The organism is Paenibacillus terrae HPL-003 (assembly GCF_000235585.1).
Taxonomy (GTDB): domain Bacteria; phylum Bacillota; class Bacilli; order Paenibacillales; family Paenibacillaceae; genus Paenibacillus; species Paenibacillus terrae_B.
Window position 1 is genome coordinate 2,426,529 of sequence record NC_016641.1, and the last position, 17,715, is coordinate 2,444,243.

18 protein-coding genes and 2 pseudogenes are annotated in these 17,715 nt (G+C 44.0%); 14 read left to right on the forward strand and 6 right to left on the reverse strand.

Annotated features, from left to right (window positions below; all coding sequences use genetic code 11):
• Nucleotides 1-611 precede the first annotated feature (611 nt).
• From leuB to HPL003_RS11130, 5 genes are all read left to right on the forward strand, one after another.
• The gene (leuB, locus tag HPL003_RS11110) at nt 612-1,712 is read left to right on the forward strand and encodes a 3-isopropylmalate dehydrogenase (RefSeq protein ID WP_014279735.1); all 1,101 of its coding nucleotides are present in this window, start codon (nt 612-614) and stop codon (nt 1,710-1,712) included.
• Nucleotide 1,713: 1 nt separating this feature from the next.
• On the forward strand, nt 1,714-2,859 hold the full coding sequence (locus tag HPL003_RS11115) for an aconitase family protein (RefSeq protein ID WP_014279736.1): 1,146 nt from the start codon (nt 1,714-1,716) through the stop codon (nt 2,857-2,859).
• Between the two features lie 15 nt (nt 2,860-2,874).
• Nucleotides 2,875-3,372 (forward strand): LeuD/DmdB family oxidoreductase small subunit, encoded by a 498-nt coding sequence (locus HPL003_RS11120; protein ID WP_014279737.1) that lies wholly within the window; start codon nt 2,875-2,877, stop codon nt 3,370-3,372.
• Nucleotides 3,373-3,390: 18 nt separating this feature from the next.
• Nucleotides 3,391-4,644: a 3-isopropylmalate dehydratase large subunit gene (locus tag HPL003_RS11125; RefSeq protein ID WP_014279738.1), complete on the forward strand. Its 1,254-nt coding sequence runs from the start codon at nt 3,391-3,393 to the stop codon at nt 4,642-4,644.
• 115 nt (nt 4,645-4,759) lie between these two features.
• A complete protein-coding gene (locus HPL003_RS11130) occupies nt 4,760-6,049 on the forward strand; it encodes a 2-hydroxycarboxylate transporter family protein (protein WP_014279739.1) in 1,290 nt (429 codons plus the stop codon).
• A gap of 116 nt (nt 6,050-6,165) precedes the next feature.
• On the opposite strand, the pseudogene HPL003_RS11135 reads toward HPL003_RS11130, so the two are convergent.
• Both HPL003_RS11135 and HPL003_RS11140 read right to left on the reverse strand, forming a co-directional pair.
• Nucleotides 6,166-6,743: pseudogene (locus HPL003_RS11135) on the reverse strand (aldehyde dehydrogenase family protein); the annotation flags it as partial.
• Between the two features lie 31 nt (nt 6,744-6,774).
• Nucleotides 6,775-6,987, reverse strand: coding sequence for a hypothetical protein (locus HPL003_RS11140; protein WP_014279741.1), 213 nt, complete (start codon nt 6,985-6,987; stop codon nt 6,775-6,777).
• A gap of 181 nt (nt 6,988-7,168) precedes the next feature.
• Here HPL003_RS11140 and HPL003_RS11145 point away from each other — a divergent pair, with 181 nt between their 5' ends.
• Both HPL003_RS11145 and HPL003_RS11150 read left to right on the forward strand, forming a co-directional pair.
• Entirely contained in the window at nt 7,169-7,720 is a 552-nt protein-coding gene (locus tag HPL003_RS11145) for a hypothetical protein (protein WP_014279742.1), read from the forward strand.
• Nucleotides 7,721-7,925: 205 nt separating this feature from the next.
• Entirely contained in the window at nt 7,926-8,879 is a 954-nt protein-coding gene (locus tag HPL003_RS11150) for a DUF3800 domain-containing protein (protein ID WP_014279743.1), read from the forward strand.
• Nucleotides 8,880-9,082: 203 nt separating this feature from the next.
• Here HPL003_RS11150 and HPL003_RS11155 read toward each other — a convergent pair whose 3' ends face one another.
• Nucleotides 9,083-9,547 carry an AbrB/MazE/SpoVT family DNA-binding domain-containing protein gene (locus HPL003_RS11155; protein ID WP_014279744.1) on the reverse strand — a complete coding sequence of 155 codons (465 nt, stop codon included), beginning with the start codon at nt 9,545-9,547 and terminating at the stop codon, nt 9,083-9,085.
• Nucleotides 9,548-9,785: 238 nt separating this feature from the next.
• On the opposite strand from HPL003_RS11155, the gene HPL003_RS11160 reads away from it, so the two are divergent.
• The 3 genes from HPL003_RS11160 to HPL003_RS11170 all read left to right on the forward strand — a co-directional run bounded on the left by HPL003_RS11160 (nt 9,786) and on the right by HPL003_RS11170 (nt 12,143).
• Entirely contained in the window at nt 9,786-11,204 is a 1,419-nt protein-coding gene (locus tag HPL003_RS11160) for a helix-turn-helix domain-containing protein (RefSeq protein WP_014279745.1), read from the forward strand.
• Between the two features lie 237 nt (nt 11,205-11,441).
• On the forward strand, nt 11,442-11,621 hold the full coding sequence (locus HPL003_RS11165) for an aspartyl-phosphate phosphatase Spo0E family protein (RefSeq protein ID WP_014279746.1): 180 nt from the start codon (nt 11,442-11,444) through the stop codon (nt 11,619-11,621).
• A 150-nt stretch (nt 11,622-11,771) separates the two neighbouring features.
• Nucleotides 11,772-12,143, forward strand: a complete 372-nt coding sequence (locus HPL003_RS11170; RefSeq protein WP_014279748.1) for a MerR family transcriptional regulator — start codon at nt 11,772-11,774, stop codon at nt 12,141-12,143.
• A 318-nt stretch (nt 12,144-12,461) separates the two neighbouring features.
• Here the strand turns inward: HPL003_RS11170 and HPL003_RS11175 are convergent, their stop codons facing one another.
• From HPL003_RS11175 to HPL003_RS30465, 3 genes and pseudogenes are all read right to left on the reverse strand, one after another.
• Nucleotides 12,462-12,941: a hypothetical protein gene (locus HPL003_RS11175; RefSeq protein ID WP_043922368.1), complete on the reverse strand. Its 480-nt coding sequence runs from the start codon at nt 12,939-12,941 to the stop codon at nt 12,462-12,464.
• Between the two features lie 90 nt (nt 12,942-13,031).
• Entirely contained in the window at nt 13,032-13,511 is a 480-nt protein-coding gene (locus HPL003_RS11180) for a GAF domain-containing protein (protein ID WP_014279750.1), read from the reverse strand.
• Between the two features lie 81 nt (nt 13,512-13,592).
• A pseudogene (locus HPL003_RS30465) lies at nt 13,593-13,844 on the reverse strand (substrate-binding domain-containing protein); the annotation flags it as partial.
• Nucleotides 13,845-13,979: 135 nt separating this feature from the next.
• On the opposite strand from HPL003_RS30465, the gene HPL003_RS11185 reads away from it, so the two are divergent.
• From HPL003_RS11185 to HPL003_RS30470, 4 genes are all read left to right on the forward strand, one after another.
• Nucleotides 13,980-14,576 (forward strand): GNAT family N-acetyltransferase, encoded by a 597-nt coding sequence (locus HPL003_RS11185; RefSeq protein WP_014279751.1) that lies wholly within the window; start codon nt 13,980-13,982, stop codon nt 14,574-14,576.
• Nucleotides 14,560-15,318, forward strand: coding sequence for an energy-coupling factor transporter transmembrane component T family protein (locus HPL003_RS11190; protein ID WP_014279752.1), 759 nt, complete (start codon nt 14,560-14,562; stop codon nt 15,316-15,318). Before HPL003_RS11185 ends, HPL003_RS11190 begins: the two co-directional genes overlap by 17 nt.
• 125 nt (nt 15,319-15,443) lie before the next feature.
• Complete coding sequence (locus tag HPL003_RS11195) at nt 15,444-16,031, forward strand: ECF transporter S component (RefSeq protein ID WP_014279753.1); 588 nt, start codon at nt 15,444-15,446, stop codon at nt 16,029-16,031.
• 73 nt (nt 16,032-16,104) lie between these two features.
• The gene (locus HPL003_RS30470; protein ID WP_014279754.1) at nt 16,105-17,643 is read left to right on the forward strand and encodes an ABC transporter ATP-binding protein; all 1,539 of its coding nucleotides are present in this window, start codon (nt 16,105-16,107) and stop codon (nt 17,641-17,643) included.
• Nucleotides 17,644-17,715 lie beyond the last annotated feature (72 nt).

A 17,715-nucleotide genomic window follows, 5' to 3' on the forward strand; every position in this document is an offset into this window, starting at 1 on the left:
ATTGAAATAACCGGGATATGTAGAAAGAGGATAACCTCATGGAAAATGTTACCACAATAACTTTGGCTCTTCAATCGATTCGGTCGCTTAAAAAAGTCAAAAGCTGCTGCCAAGCTTTATAGCTAATGGAGCTGGAGCCTATATGTTGAATGCAATGCTCCAATGGAAATGGAGATTGTTATTTATTCCTAAATACATAAATTGGTTATAAAAAGGTCTATATCTTGCATATGATATAGACCTTTTTATCTATTGTCAATGATTCGAAAAAACCGCAACAGAGCAGGGAGAGAGGGCCTTATTCTGCAATGTTCTAAGAGGATGAGCCTCGGTGAAAAAAGGCACTTTAGAAGAGAGCTAAAACGCTAAAATTTCAATCGATTTTTAAATAAAATTCTAATTATTGACATGAAAAAATCGAAGTTATAGTATAAGTATATCGTTAAACTAAATCGTTTGACTAAAACGTTAAACTTGGATGTTTGCAAAATTTGAACAGTATCGCACAATGAGTTCGGTTCTGTTGCCAAGGGAGATGAGAAACTAGCATATTCGATTCATTTTGTGAAAGGTGAACACGTCCGTCATATCAGAAAGGTGCTGAGTAGGAAGTGAATTACAAGATAGCTGTTGTTGCCGGAGATGGAATAGGGCAGGAGATTATCACGGAGACCATGCGTGTGATGAATCAAGTTGGAAAGGTATTTGGGCATCAATTTCAATTTGAGGAATGTTGTGCCGCGACAGCTGCTGTTGAAAAGTTTGGAGATCCACTGCCTGAAGAGAGCTTGCGTCAATGCAAAGAAAGTGATGCGGTTCTATTGGGAAATATTTGGCTTGATACGTACTTAGACTTACCTAAAGAAAAAAGACCTAACTATGCATTGATAGCTTTACGAAAAAATCTGGCGTTAAAAACAAATATTCGCCCTGCATTTATACTTCCTTCGGTAGCTGAGTTTTGCCCGCTTAAGGAGAGCGTAATTGCAGATGGAATGGATATTTTAATGCTGCGTGATCTTGCAGGTGGCATGATTATGTCAGAAAAATACAGGGGCATGAATCAAGACGGAAGAGAAGCATTTGATAAAGAATACTACAACGAAGAAATGATTAAAGTGTCTGCTCGCAATGCGTTTGAGTTTGCCCGTCAAAGACGAAAGAAAGTGACGAGTCTTGACAAAGCCGTTATCTTGGAGAGTTCCAAGCTGTGGAGAGAGATCGTAACGGAAGTTGCCGCAGAATATCCAGATGTGCAATTGGAACATATGTATGTGGATGATGCTGCCAAGAAGATTATCGAAAATCCAGGTAACTTTGATGTCATCGTAACGACGAATGTGTTTGGCGATATTATTTCAGACGAGATTACAGCCCTTGTAGGAGCTACGAGCCTGCTACCTGCCGCAAGTCTTAACAGTAATGGCAAAGGGATCTTTGAAACGAATCAGCTTCATAATCACAATCGTGAGATGGTTGGTAAAAATACGGCCAATCCGATTGGCTCCATTCTTTCGGGGGCCATGATGCTAAGCTATTCGTTCCAGCTTGAACAAGAAGGGAAAATCATAGAAAAAGCTGTGGCCGATGTTCTTGCAGCAGGCTATGCAACACCAGATATTTATTCGCCTGGCAAAACCTTGGTGGGAACCAAAGAGCTAGGCACTAAAATTGCTGACCACATAGGACAGCTAAAAAAGGAGTTTGTTTAGAATGACAATGATTGAACATGTATTGTCAGCATCGGTAGGAAATGGAGTGACGATTAAGCCCGACTATATTGTTTTGAACGATAGTTTGGATCTTGAACTTGTGAATGCATTGAGTGAAATCAAAACATTAGCCAACAAAGACCAGCTCATTGTTATTCTGAATTACGATATTCCAGCAGGTAGCTTTACTTCGGCTGAGATTCAAAAGAAGCTTATACATTTTGCACGGGAACATGATATTGAATTTGTACAGGCTGAAGGAATTGGTTACCACATCCTGCTTAACAAGTACGTCAAAGAAGGAAATGTAGTTGTTTCAACTGGTATGCATAACAGTATTTTTGGTTCAAAAGGCGCTTTGGGCCTGCATGTTGAGTCTGAACAAATCATTGATGTTTGCGTTAAGGGTGAACTGACTCTGACCGTTCCAGAGACGGTCTATGTCGAGCTCAAGGGTTCACTTTCCCCGGACTCTACCATGAAAGACTTTATGCTGACGTTTCTGGACGAAGGCACCAAGGGAAAATATGCTGGGAAAGTGATTGAATTTGTTGGTGAAGGTGTTCAATCCTTATGCGCCAAGCAAAAAACCGACCTTTGCTTGCTGGCAGCAAGATCAGGTGCAGTCAGCGCATTTGTTCAGATTAATTCGCAAGGTATTCATACAACGGATGTGTATGATTTAAGCACAGTTAAACCTGTTGTAGCCTTGCCAGGCTCCATTCATCAAACCCAATCCGTTAAAGCGCTCAAGGATACACCTGTTGCGGCATGCTTTATCGGGGGATGTACGGGCGGAAGTATTGAGGACCTGAGACAAGCTGCTGAAATTCTAAAAGACAAAAAGGTAGCTACCTATACACGCCTCACCATTAGCCCGGAGACTAACGAAGTTTACTTAAAGGCAATGGAAGAAGGACTCTTGGAAACGTTTATTGATAGTGGTGCGCAGATTATTAATCCTGGGTGTGCAAGTTGTTTGACCACATCGAAGGGTGTTGTGGGTAGTGGAGAAAATATGCTGTCGGCCAGTTGCTGGAACTTCGCCGGATGTAATGGAACCAAGGATTCTAACGTCTTTTTGGCATCGTCCGCCACGGTTGCCGCTGCGGCTCTAACAGGATATGTATGCGAAACGACTAAATAAAAAGGAGAACTATATATGGAAAAGAAATTTAGCGGGAAAGTGTGGAAGCTACCGGACGATGTAGATACAGATACGATTATCGCGGGTCGCCATGGTGTTATTTTGGATAAAAAAGAAATGGGTTCACACTGTTTGGAGACACTCCGTCCGGAATTTGCATCAGAGGTTAAGCCGGGTGATATTTTGGTTGCTGGGAAAAATTTTGGCTGTGGTTCTTCCAGAGAAATGGCGGCTGAGGCCATCAATGTACATGGTGTGGAGTGTATTGTCGCAAAATCATTTGCGAGAATTTTCTTTAGAAATGCCATTAATAACGGCATGTTGTTGATTGAAAGCGAAGAAATTCCTGAAAGCTGTGAGGAAGGCGATATCCTGACGGTCGAAGTTAACCAAAAGGTAACCGTCAATGGCAAAGGGTTTGAAATTTCAAAATTGCCTGATAATTTGTTCGCTATTATTCAGGATGGCGGTCTGGTCAAAAATACAATCAAAAGAATCCAAAACAGCAAGTAGGGAAGGAAGAATACTCAGATGGGATCCACATTAGCCGAAAAACTATTGATACACAATACGGGCGAAAAGAATATCAAGCCAGGCGATATTGTTATAGCCTACCCGGATCGATATATGATTCATGATATTTATACATCATTCCTAAAACGAGCCTTAAAGGATATGGGGGTTACGAAGGCTTTACATCCGGAAAAGGCAGTCATTGTGCTGGATCACTTGATGCCAACCAATCAGGCTGCTACAGATCCAGAGCACTTTAGAGACGGGATCGAGCTTTCTGAAAAGCTGAATATCCAAAACCTTCATAAAGGGGAAGGGATCAGTCACTCTCTGATGCATGAGCTTCGCTATGCCAAACCTGGTAATGTCGTAGTTGCCACAGATAGTCACACGACTACTTATGGTGGAGCTGCTTGCTTTTGCACGGGTATTGGTCACACCGAAATGGCGGCGGCACTTGCAACAGGTGAAATCTGGCTTAAGGTTCCATCCGCTATAAAAATTGTTATTGATGGTGAGTTCAAAAATGGCGTCAGCGCCAAAGATATTATCTTGAGAATCCTCGGGGATATCAAATCAGACGGGGGTCAGTATAAATCTCTCGAATTTACCGGATCAGCCGTAAAAAGTATGAGTATGAACCAACGCTTCACAATCGCCAATATGTCTTTGGAAGCAGGCGCTAAATGCGGATTGTTTGAAGTGGATGAAAAAACGGCTGACTACTATGATATGGATTATCATGAAATTTCATGGCTTAAAATCGATGAAGATGCTCAGTATGAAAAAGTGCTTCATTATAATGTAAGCGAACTTGAGCCACAGCTATCCTGTCCGCAGGGTGTGGATAATGTCCATGGCATCTCAGCAGTAGAAGGTACCAAGCTGAATGAGGTTTACATCGGCTCCTGTACGAATGGCAGCATTGAGGATATGGCCGTCGCCGCAGAGATTTTGAAGGGGAAGAAGATTGCTAAATATCTGAAGCTCGTGATTATTCCAGCTACCAACCATGTGTTTAAAGAGTCTATGCGCTTAGGGTATATTAAAACCTTTATTGATGCGGGGGGAATGGTGTCCCATCCATGCTGTGGCTTGTGTTGTGGACAACCCTATGGATTGCTAAGCGATGGTGAAGTCGTACTGGGAACGAATAATCGTAACTTTATTGGTAGAATGGGAACCAAAAAATCATTGATTTATCTTTCATCACCAGCCGTTGCTGCAACCTCTGCATTGGCAGGTGTCATTACGAATCCAGTCACTCAATAGGTTTGATACGGATAACCAGGGAACCAGATATTATTGAAGCTGCTTGTTTCAATGATATCTGGGGATATTATATGTGAAAAAAAACACGTAGTTAACAAACATTTAGGAGATACTCATGAACAAACAAATTAAAATAGCCGGATTTCCACTAAAATACTTTATTCCATTTGCTGCGATCGTATTAGTGGCCACCTATACAGGGCTTATCACCAACGACTTTGTGGGGACGTTTGCCTTCTTGCTCGTCATGGGGGGGATTTTTACATGGGTAGGCTCTATCATTCCTATCTTTAATACCTGGTTTGGAGGTCCCATACTGCTACCGTTGTTTGCCGGATCAGCGTTAGTATATTTTCACCTGGTACCAGCTAATCTACAGACAAGTATTAAAGGCTTGATGGGTTCGGGACAGGGATTTCCGAATCTCTTTATTGCGGCCATTCTTATTGGCTCGATCTTGTGTATGAACCGCAAGACATTGTTAACCGTAACCATTAGGCTGTTACCTTGTATTATTGCTACACATATTTTTGCCTTCGTGTTCCTCTACTTGGGATCAGTTATTACAGGAACCTCACTATTAGATGGTATATTCATGGTAGGTCTTCCTAACTTTGCAGGTGGATCATCCGGAGCAATTGCAACCGTACCTGCAATGTATAGTTCCTTTTTTGGTCAAGATGCTGGAACCTATTCGGGTCCTTTTCTAGTCTATATTAATGTTGCCAATGTCATTGCCGTTGTATTTGCCGGCCTGCTGAATAAGCTGGGGAATGCCAAGCCATCGTTAACCGGTAATGGCAACCTGCTGATGAATGACGACGCCAATTTGGGTGAAAAAGAAGAGAAACGTCCCGCTTCCTCTGACGATTATAAAAAATTGGGTATGGGTTTGCTGATCTCGGTTGTATTTATGGTAGCCGGCAGTATTCTGAACGGTATTGTTCCTCAGCTTAATCAAATCGCATGGGCAGCTATCCTGGTCATTATTATCAAAGCGACTGGATTTTTGGATAACGAAGTATGTGATGCCAGTAACTATTGGAGCGGTTTCATGATCAAGAATTTCTTGCCGTTTTTGATTACAGGGATCGGTATTGCCTCGCTTGATCTATCCAAGTGCGGAGAATACTTTACGATTTCCAATCTAGTGATCATTTTTATGGGTGTTTTAGGCTCACTGATCGGATCCGTTATTGTGGGAAGATTGTTCAAGCTTTATCCGATTGATAGCGGTATCGGAGTTGGCTTAAATGTATGTAACCTTGGAGGTACAGGTGCGATAGCTGTCCTTTCCACTTCCAACAGAATGGAAATGATGCCCTTTGCATCCATTGCCAATCGTGTCGGTGGAGCCATCATGCTTATTGAAATAAGTCTCTTGCTGCCACTGTTTCTAAAATAATATATTAACAATCAAATGAAGATTAGGAATATAGACTATTTCAATGGTTTATACCCCTAATCTTTTATGATAAAAGGCCTGTTTATGGAAAATTTTCCGAACGCACTTGAGTTTATCCCCGTAAAGAAAATATAGTCAAACAGGGCGTTAATCAACGCGGATGTGACTTCCTTTTCTCCTTCAATCACCCGGATATAAGACTCATCGCAGGTTTCATGTATCAGCTTCCCGATGACGGCGGCAACGGCAGCGTATTGTTGGATGGCTTCAAAACGCCCCCATTCCCTCCGGCGATGGCACCAATGAGCGGCTCAATTAACAATTGAAATGGATAGTTGAACGGTCCGACAATCAGTACCGTTCCGTAAGGCTCCTTGTACATATAGCTTTTGGTTAGCGGATGATAAATAGGTGTTTTTACCTTCTGGGGCTTCATCCACCGCTTGAGGTGCTTTGTCATATAACGAATACTGTCCAGAGTAAAGCCGATTTCCGTAGTGTAGGCTTCAAATTCGTTTTTGAGTAAATCCTGATACAAGGCGGCCATAATTGGTAGCTCATAACGTTGGATGGCATGGGTCAGCTTACGTAACTGCTCTAGCCGAAACTCAACACTGCGGGTGTGCCCACTGTGGAAAAATTGGCGATGCTGCTGTAAAATGTGGCTGACCTGCTCTGATGTTAGTTGCTCCATAAAGTACATATCCCTCCTATTCAGCCTTCTATTAAAGGCAGTCCCGCTCCAGCGTGGTGACCAGGTTTTTCAATAACTGTATCGAATCCTCCAAGGCTAAAAAATAATGATGCTCCGTAATGTCGTTGGCGGTCATCTTGCCATTCTCTGAAAGTAACAGCAGAATATCCTGACGATACGGCTCGCTTAAAGTCTGAAAAGTAGGAATGCATGCTCGAAGCAGCTCGATTGCTTGTTTTCCCATAACAATAGTATCTCCTTAAATGTTTAATCTTTTAAACCTAATGAAAGGAGTACAGTCTTTTTGATGCGAGTATTCAAGTTGAAAAAGGTGTTGTTCTTATTCTTTAAAACTCTTATAAAATAAATTGACATTCATAAAAAACTAAGTTATCTTAGACTAACTGAAACTGAAGGGAGTTATTATGAAAACACCGGCTTCTGAAGTTATAAGAAAGACAGCTCTAAAAATATTAATTGAAAATCCAAGTGGCATGCGTCTTTCCGATTTGAAATTTTCAACTGAAAAAGTGCTAGAAGAATTTATTGAACCAGATAATTCGAAGAATGGGAAATTTAGATCAGCATTATGGGATTTGGAGAAACGTTATCCTGAATATGTTCTTAAGGAAAAGCAGGAGAAATCGGCAGTATTTTTTCCCACTGAGAAGTTACAAAATGATATAGAGGATATCGTAATTCCTAAATATTCACCTACGGCGAGGCAAATGTATGAGGAGATGCATTCTAGGGGGGAGAATAAATACAGGGATTATGTAGAAATGAAGGCCAAAATAATGGACGTTATTGAACTAATTGAGGAAATTAACCTGGATGGTTTTGATATCAAAACCATAGAGAATTCTAAAGAAGCTACGGATATTGTAAAGGCGCTGATTTACCTAGAAGGCTTAAAAGATTTAAAATACAGTATGCAAAATGTTCAATCACAACCTCGTCAGCATTCTAGGTATTAAAGACTTATTAAAATAAAAAACAACCCAGCTCTGCTAACGAAGCGGAGAAGGGCCGTTCCTAAAGTGTAGTCAGCTCTGCTAACGAAGCGGGGGAAACTACACTTAATCTTATTATATATATAATTAATGATAATATGTATCGAAGAAAATGTCAAATTGAACTTTATTAATCTTATACAATCAACGAAGGGAACGGTAATACAAAATGAGTTTTCATTTGTATTTTGATGAAGCTAACAAAATTGATCAACCGGGAAAAGCTTTCTCATACTATGGTGCCTATGGTGGAATGGACACCACCATGGCTAACATAACCAAAGCGATCAGAGATATCTACACATCTCTAAATACACAGAGTGAACTTCACTTTACAGAATATAATCATGATCAGTATTTAAAAAAATACTTCAAAGTGCTTAACTATGTTATCAATCAAAACATAAATATCAATATCATTATTGTTAACAATCAGAATGCACATTCAATTGCTCAGCAGATGAATTTAACCATGCTTGAGCTTCGAGGATTGTTATACATAAAGATTCCTGAGAGGCTATTTTATGGGGTGACCCGCCATTTAAACTTACCTAATAATATTGATGTAAAAATAAGGGTGGACCGTAACGATGAATATAAAGTATTGAGATTATACTCAAAAATTAAAGAGCAAATGAATGCACATTCTGTATACAGAAACCGAAGATATACAATTGAATCAGTTCGTTCACAGAAATCCCATGAATCCATTCCGTTGCAAATTATAGATACTTTTATGGGTATAATTGTATTCTTGATGGAGCAAGGTTATACAGAAAACTCTGACGCTTCGATGATTAAAAGTGACTTAATTTACCGATTTTTATCAGAAGGTCAGAACACTGAAAGATTCCAGGATCAGATTAAGTTATTTCAATGGGATGGTAGTGATATGTTGTCGGATTTACCTGTAAGTAATTATATATCAAGGTTTATGGTTCACAAAACGCAATTTGATATTAAAGAGATAACTAAGTTGAATTCCTTATTAATTAGAGACCCAGACCGGACTACCAGAGAATACAGGGAGCTAATGGGGTATCCCAATACGAGATTGCGGATGATGTTAGGTTATAAAGATGAAATAGAAGGCCGAGGGAGGAATTCGTTCTTATTAGCTTAAATAACATTAGATACAAAGAACCACCGGATGCAGGTTATTTCGCCTGAATAATATCATCCGGTGGTTCTTTGTATCTAGTATGGAATTCTCGCCACGGTCATCCATTGTTTTTTGTCGGTTAGCTATGATGTTTCGTAATACAGTTCAAATGTAATGGTGCATGGGATTTGTGATGTGTACATATGTAGGATAGCAAGCTGTAGTTATAGCATTTTTTTGAGCTGGGATATACGGGCTTGGGAAACCTCAAGAATCTTTGCATATTCGTGCTGTGCTGCATTGGGTTGCTTTTGCATCAATTCCTTTAGGCTTTCGATCATCTGCTGCGTCGAACGGCGCAGACGTTTGGATTGCTTCATTGGTCTTTCCCCGTTGGAGAAAGCCGATTTGGACGGCCTTGTGATGGGGCTGAAATCCGTACCATCCTTCAAATCACGAATACACTCCCCACAAATAAAGCTGTCTCTAAAATAAGTCAATTGCTCCGCCGAACCACACATTTTACACGTCACCCCGGTATATTTTCGTAAGGCGAGAATACCCGTTTCCTCATCAGCAAAAATCTCAACAGGATCACCCATATTGAAATCCATTGAGATACGCATCTCTTTGGGAATGACGATACGACCTAACGAATCTAAGGGACGTGTCATACCTGTACTTTTCAAATGAAAACCTCCTTTTTTTATATCCTTATAATACTAAATCAAGAGGAGAAAAAAGAATAGGCTTAGAGGAGCAATCGCATATATTAAGTAAACTGTTGAAAAGTATACAAAAATATTCCATAAGCTGGTATAATGGGTTTTGGAAAGAATATGACTCTACCACTAGATTGTAATTGGATTTGTTGTCACAGAGCAGTATCGTAACTTTATTCTATGAATGCTAAAGGGGTTGTTTATTGTGAACCATACAACCACGATTCGAGCAGAGCTTGATACATACATGAAGAACAACGGACTGAACATTACCCAACTTGGACGACTAGCAGGATTAAATGCAGGTACAGTGAGTACCTTGGTAAATGGAAATCGTACGTTTTCCGTCGATCAACTGGATCGGATTACGGCAGTTATGGGACATCCCCGAGGGCATTATTACAAGCAATATATGCAGGAATATTTAACGGATATCACGCCTAACTGGCGGAGGGTCAGACCTTTTTTGTATAATTGTGCCGAGTTGGACAAGCTGGACTGTATCCAGCAAATGGCCGACTTGTTAATGGACAATCTGGTGTATTCCGTATTGCTGTTTAATGTGGCAGAAGACTTCTTCAAAGACGGCAAACATGCGGCGGCAGCCATTCTTTACGAGAGTGTAGCGATCAGCGAGAGAAAGCAATATTCGGAACGACTGGCCCTTTGCCAGTATCGTTTGTTTACGATTAACATCGGAGATGACCAAAATCAAAATTTCGAGGCAGCATGTCATTTTCATCCCTTCGTAGAGCGGCTTGATGAAATAGACCAGCTTGATGCGCTGAAAGACCTGGCGAATGTGTATCGTTCCTTGCGTCAGTGGGCGAAGGTTGATAAGACAGTTCGAAAAATGCGGGATAAAGCCAAAATCCAATACTCCCTAGACCATCGTCAGAATAAGCGAAAGAAAAGGGACCTTCACAAAAAGGCGAGCCGACCCATGTTTGTATACATCGCTTACGCTGATTTGTTATGCGCAAGTGTTTGTGAAGCACAGGGAGATTATAGGCAGGCATTACAACATACTTACGCGTATGCTGATCTAAGCTGGGTTAAAGAGACGGACGAGGATACTCAGCATTGGATAAAGCTGTTCCAGCATTGGGCACAAGTTAATATCTATGTAAACAAGCTTCTATCTGGAGATGTAAGTGTGCTCTCTGATTATGTGGAGTATATTCGTACTCCTCCGAATAAATCCGAAAAAGAATTGGTTACAGAGCTTTTGAATATTATGATGGCAGCTAACCGCTATCAAATAGATGTGGATGATATACTTCAACGATTTGAAAAGGAGATTGATTCTTTTGCTCACCAGCAATCCTCTACTGATATGTATACTCAACAAGTGATACCAGAGCAGTTTGCGCGTCTTGGATATGAATTGGCTTATTACTATTTATATAAAGGGATGTATTCTGTTGGGTTTAAATACTTAAAGGATGCTTTAGTAAAAGCGAATATACTGAATAATAAAATATATTTTATAAACTGTACGGGACTATTTGAACATTTCAGAATGTATTTTGCCTCTGAAATACATTCACAGTATCAAAATCTGATTGAAAAGGTGTGGTTAGAGAATGTTAAGAAAAATGGTGCTTCTAGTAGTCGCAACTAGCTTTTTGCTCATAGTGGCTATACCTGATCAAACTCATAACCACTACCATAGTTTACGACCTACCGACCAAGTTGGAGGTGCTTAGCTCAGGGCGTCTTTCAAATCAAGAATTCAATTTCCCTAGACCAGCTCTCTGAGCTGGTTTTTTTCGTTATGAATAAACAAAATTTCTAAATTAAACTTTCGTCAAATATAGTCATAATATTCCAAACTAAGGTTAAATAAGGAGGGGAAAGGATGGAAGAAAAAGAACTTTTGAAACTAAGATTAGAGAACGCAAGACAAAAGCTCTACGATCTGCAAGCAAAATACGGATTAGAACATGCACTTGTACTCAATCAATCTATGATTTTGGATGAGTTGATTAATCAATACAACAGGACATTTTATAGGCGAGTCAAAAAGCCACCGGCTTAAAGCAATCGACTCCGGGGCGAGAAACCTTCGTGGGTCACTCGCTCTTTTTTAGTATAGTTCTCTTTATTTTGCACTCTTTCCTCTGAAAACTTATACTTATAGTTAAAGCTGACTTTAAGAAGTACAACAACAACGAGGAGGGGAATGGCCATGTACTCCATCAGAGAAGTTCAAATCAAGAGCGGACTGCCCGCATCTACACTTCGTTATTATGAAAAAGAGGGGATATTACCTGAAGTGGGGCGAGATGAGGGTGGAAGAAGAGTATATACGGAAAAACAAATGGACTGGTTAAGGTTTGTTATGGCTATGAAAGATACAGGGATGACGATTGAAGAGATTAAGACATACCTTGAGCTTAATGCAAAAGGCGAAGCCACCATACATGAAAGAAGAGATCTCCTCGTAGCTCATAAGAAAAAGGTAGAAGAGCATATGGCGCAAACTCAGAGCAATTTGGAGAAAATCATTCAGAAGATCGCTTATTATGATCATGTGGTTATGGGAAAAAGCTTCTCTTAACCAAGTATTTGATGCAAAGGTAAAGCCGATTGCTTAAAAAGCAAACGGCTATTTGAAGGGAGCAGGACACTATATATTTCGGGTCTGTCAATAATTTTGTGTGAACTCTTTTAGGCATAGATTCCCCCGAGGGGGAATCTGTGATTCTAACGCAAGTGTTGACCGACGGATTCTCAGGCAGAGGCGGATCAAATTCATCGGCAGTTGGCAGAAGTTATGAATAAGGGATTGAAGCATAGCAGTGAAGAAGTATAAAAAGGGATGAACAACAAGCTAATTTAAAGGCTTGCTGTTCATCCCTTTCGTGTATAGGCAGTTTTACATGCTGCTGTGTGTCGCTCTCATGCCTTGCTGGCTGTTGTTTCCGTAGTGTTGCATGTTACCGCTGCCTGCTGCATAATGCTGCCCAGTCGTACCCATGTGTTGCGGAAAGCTTTGATTCATGTGGCTTCCCATACCATAGGAGGACGGTTGCATACTGCGGGAGGCGTAGTTATCGCCAAATCCGGGTTGAGTCATTTGGCTGCTGGAGCGGATGGTGTTTTCCAACTGACTACATAATTGAATGACTTGTTGGCATTGCTGCACAGCTTGTTGGTGGTTCTGGATTGCGGTTTGGATCATTTGAGCCGCATTACGTTCACGTTGCACCAGGCCTTCAAGACTGGATGCATTTTGTTGCTCCTGTTGCAGCAACTGCTGATACATAGCTGTTCCTTGCTGTGTTTGTTGTACCAATTGCTGCATAATTTGTTCACATTGATGAAGTTGTTGTTGTGGAGCCATGTTGTTGTACATGAATTATCAATCTCCTTCGCCGGATAGTTTTAGGTTGTAAGACCCTCATATATTGTGGCGAAGGAAGATAAGATCTATTCACAATTTTGGTTACAGGCTGGACACCAGAATAGCCGTAAATTCCTCTAGGAATACACGATCTTCGTGGTCAAAGCGGGCTTTTAGCGGGCTGTCAATGTCCAGCACTCCCAGCAGTTCCCCGTTCTTGATGAGGGGGATGACGATTTCGCTGTTGGAAGCCGCATCACAGGCGATATGGCCCGGGAACGCATGGACATCTTCTACGACAAGGGTCCGTCGCTCTACTGCGGCTGTACCGCATACACCTCGTCCCAGCGGAATCCTTATACACGCGGGCTGGCCCTGAAATGGACCGAGTACAAGCTCGGTTCCATCATAGAGATAGAAGCCGCTCCAGTTAATATCCGGCAGAAAATGACCAAGCAACGCAGAAGCGTTCGCCAGGTTTGCAATGGTATTGGGTTCATCATGAATGAGTGCCCGGAGTTGCCCGAGAACTGATTCAAATTGTTCGTGACGTGTGCCTTCGTAAGGGATAGCCTGAAACATGTAGTCCACGCTCCTATCAGTGAATTTTTACCATTATCTGTTGTATATATCGGCAGAAAAAGGGTATTCTGCAAGCTACTTTTACCATTGGTTAATTAATTTAAGATATAACGATTGTATATATTCAGTCAAGAGGAAAATGCATCTGTAACCTTTCGGCGACCTCCTTACTCTACAGTTCACCCGAGGAGCACAGCTTTCTCCTATTCTCAATTGGGTCGGAATAAGGACCTTCTTGGAAATGATGCGTACACCATCTATTTTTTCAATTAAGGTTTGTACTGCGGTGCTCCCCATAAACTCGGTTTTAATTTGTACGGTTGTGAGCGCAGGGGACGTATAGTATTGTTGCGGTGAGGCTGGTGTTTTTCTTTATCTATAAAAAAGGTGAGGTTGTGTTTGTTGGAGGGGTATGCTTAAATGTAGCGTATATTTATTGTCACTTTGATACTGGAAGGATGATTGAACATGTGTGCATATGCATGTAAGGGGCATATACCACCGCTGGAAAGCCCGCGTCTTCGGCTGCGAAAGATGGAAACCGGGGATGCGGCTACGATGTTTGCCTGCTGGTCTGACCCGGAGGTTCACCGTTATATGAACCTTACGGGGATGTCTGGGCGTGAGGATGCGGAGGATATGATCGAGCTGCTGAACGAGCTGGCAAAGACGGAGGATGCGCTGCGCTGGGGTATAGAGCTGAAGGAGAACGGGAAGCTGATCGGTAGCTGTGGCTTTAATTATTGGCAGACCAAGGGAGCTTATAAAGCTGAAATCGGCTACGAGCTGGCTAAGTCCTATTGGAGAAAGGGCTATATGTCGGAGGCGCTACGGCTGATCCTGTCTTTCGGGTATGGCACGATTCGGCTGAATCGGATGGAAGCGCTGGTGGACCCGCGAAATACGGGATCGCAAGCTCTGTTGTCCTCTATGGGCTGGACGCAGGAAGGGCTGCTACGGCAAGTGCAGCATACGTCTACAGGCTTTAAGGATATGCTGATGTACTCCTTGCTGCATGAAGAATGGCTCAGACTGGAGGCGAAGCGAAATGCTGTTTCAGTATAACGGAGGGTCGTCGCCGCTGCACAGGCTGGGGCCATTAAGTAAGTTGATCCTGGTGGGATGCTTTAGCCTGCTGTCGATGGCCTGGGATTCAACACTGCATGAAGCTGCGCTGCTGGTTGTACTGATTGCTGCGGCTTGGTTTGGGGCAGGCTTAACCTTGGCACGCCAGCTTCGGGCTATGTCATTTCTGATCGGTCTGGGCATTCCGTATTTTATATTGTCTATTCTGGCGATTCGGGAAGGACATATAGTGGCCGCCTGGGGACCCATTTGGATTACAGCGGAAGGGCTGGATATCGCAGGGGCATTGACGCTGCGCATTTTTGTGCTGTTTTTGGCCTCGTATATTTATCTGTCGACAACCGATCCCAGAGATTTTGTACAGGCTTTGAATTTGCGTTTGCGTGTTCCTTATCGGTTTGCGTTCGGTATTTCGGTGGCGCTAACGTTTCTTCCCTTATTGGAAGAGGAAGGACGTACCATAATGGCGGCACGGCGTGTACGTGGACAGGAACCGCCGCGAGGGCTGCGGAACCAGCTAACATGGTGGGGCGGATATGTGGCTGCTGTGCTGGTGAATGCCGTGAGGCGGGTTCAGCAGACGGCGCTGGCGATGGAGGGCAAAGGCTTTGGAGCATATGCAGACCGGACTTATCTTCGCATGCTGGATCGTCGTCGTTCCGGCTATGTATGTGCTGTGGTTGCTGTATTAGGTACTGCTGTTTTATGGTGGAGCTTATAAGGAGCAGCCTCTTTTTTTGATCTTATTGTCAACCTATATAATAAATTATGGTTGACAATAAGGACGTGTGTGAATACATTTAGAAAGTGGTCATTTATATTTGGAGAGGAGATAGGGAATTACATATGAAGGAATCTCGTATGTTTGCAAGGTTTACGACGCTGGATATTGTACTGATGGCGATGCTGGCAACGTTGAATGGAGTCATGACTGTTTATTTGTCGATGATTAACAAAACATTAAACAGTCTGGGGGGGCCCATCGCCACTTCCGCCATTGTCGGGCTGTACATGATATATGGTTTGCTGGCCTATTATATTATTCGTAAGCCGGGTACGGCGGTCATTGCTTATTCATTCGGTGCAGTGGTGCAGTCCTTTATGGGCTCAGTCTACGGAATTGCTTCCATTATTGCGGCTGCGGTCTGCTATATGGTTGTGGCTGAACTGGTATTTGCTTTACTGCGCTATCGACGCTGGAATGCCGTTTCGTTGATGCTGGCAGGCGGGGCTATGGTTCCGCTGTGGTTTATCGTGGCAGCCAATATGTTCGGCTATATGCATTGGGGCTGGAAGGTACTGACGATTACACTGGTCGTGCGCATCCTGAGCGGCATTGTACTGTGTGGTCTGCTGACCAAGGTATTGGGCGATGCGTTGAATCGAACAGGACTGTTAAAACGATTTGAGTTGGGACGCGCATCACGTGCGTAATGTTCTTTAGAAGCGAGATAGAGCTGGCTGGTTTTCGCGAACATACAGAACAAAGAACGAGGGAATACCGCCGATGGATGAGAGAATTGAGGATAGACCTGAATATAAAATAGCTGTTTCCATGAAGGATTTTGGCTATTGGTATGATGAACAAAAGGAGCCAGCGTTACAGGGCTTGACGCTGGACATTGCGGTGGGTGAGCATGTTGCGATTGTCGGGGCCAGCGGAAGTGGAAAGTCTACGCTGTGCCAGCTTCTCCATGGAGGATTGTCCCGTTCGGGTGAAGGTAAACGGACTGGAGGGCTAACCGTATACGGGATGGACCCGGACACGGCGGACCTGGCGGCTGTCGCCTCTACCGTCGGCGTCGTGCTTCAGGACCCGGATGCCCAACTGGTGCAGGGAATCGTCGAAGACGAGATTGCCTTCGGGCCGGAGAACCTGCGCGTGCCTCCGGCGGAAATAGCGCAGCGTCTGACGGCTGCGCTGGAGGCCGTCGGCCTGGCCCCCGAGCGAGGCTCCTTCGTGCGTCGCCTCTCGGGTGGCCAGCGCCAACGCACCGCTATCGCTGCGGTGCTGGCGCTGGAAGCGCCGCTCGTCGTGTTCGACGACGCAGCGGCGCAACTGGACCCGTCGGCTGGACGCGACTTCGCCTTGCTATGCCGGCGGCTCCATGCCGCAGGCCGGACAGTGGTCACCGTGTCCGGCCGCATGGACGATGCCGCGCGAGCAGCGCAGCGCGTCATCGTGCTGGAGGGCGGGGCTGTGCAACTGCAAGGCCCGCCCGAAAAGCTGCTGCGCGAGCATGGCGCGCAGCTGGCCGCCTTGGGGCTGCTGCCCTCTCCCGCAGGGAGGGGAGGCGTGCCCCAAGGGCCGGGGGCGAAGCCCGGCCTGCCGTTGTTGGAGGTGAAGGGGCTGGCCTTCACCTATCCCGGCAGTGGCCGGGCAGCGCTGGCAGGCGTGAGCCTTGCCCTTGCGCCCGGCGAACGAGCCGTGCTGCTGGGCGAGAACGGCTCCGGCAAAACAACGCTCGGCAAGCTGCTGATGGGCCTCCTGCCTGCACCCAAGGGGTGCATGTGGTGGGAGGGCCAGGATATGGCGAAGCTGCCGATCCACCAACTGGCCGCCGGGATCGGTTATGTATTCCAGCAGCCGGAGCATCAGTTTGCGGCGGCAACGGTGTGGGACGAATGCTTGTACAGCGTCCGCGTCAAGCTTGGATTACGGGCTGGCGAGCCGATTCCTGCTGCGTATGAGGAACGGGCGCAGCGATTGCTGACAGCCGCCCGATTGGATCACAGGCTGGATTCCTCTCCGTACCTGCTGAGTGGCGGTGAAAAAAGGATCTTAAGCGTAGCTGCGCAGTTCATCCTGTCCAAAAAGCTTTACATTTTGGATGAGCCTACGGCCGGAACGGATTATGAAGGAGCGAATATCCTGCTTCGCATGTGCGCTGAACAAGCGAACCAGGGAGCAGCCTTCCTGGTCATCACCCACGATATGCAGTTCGCTGAAAGCTTTTCCAACCATATTCTGTGCATGGAAAAGGGGAAGATCAAGGAAGCGGAGAGTGCCCGGATTTATCATACGATCACAGTTGACAAAATGTAAGTATATGTAGACAATAATATTTATACATCGTATAAACAGGCGGCCTATATAGGCCGCCTGTTTATGATGATG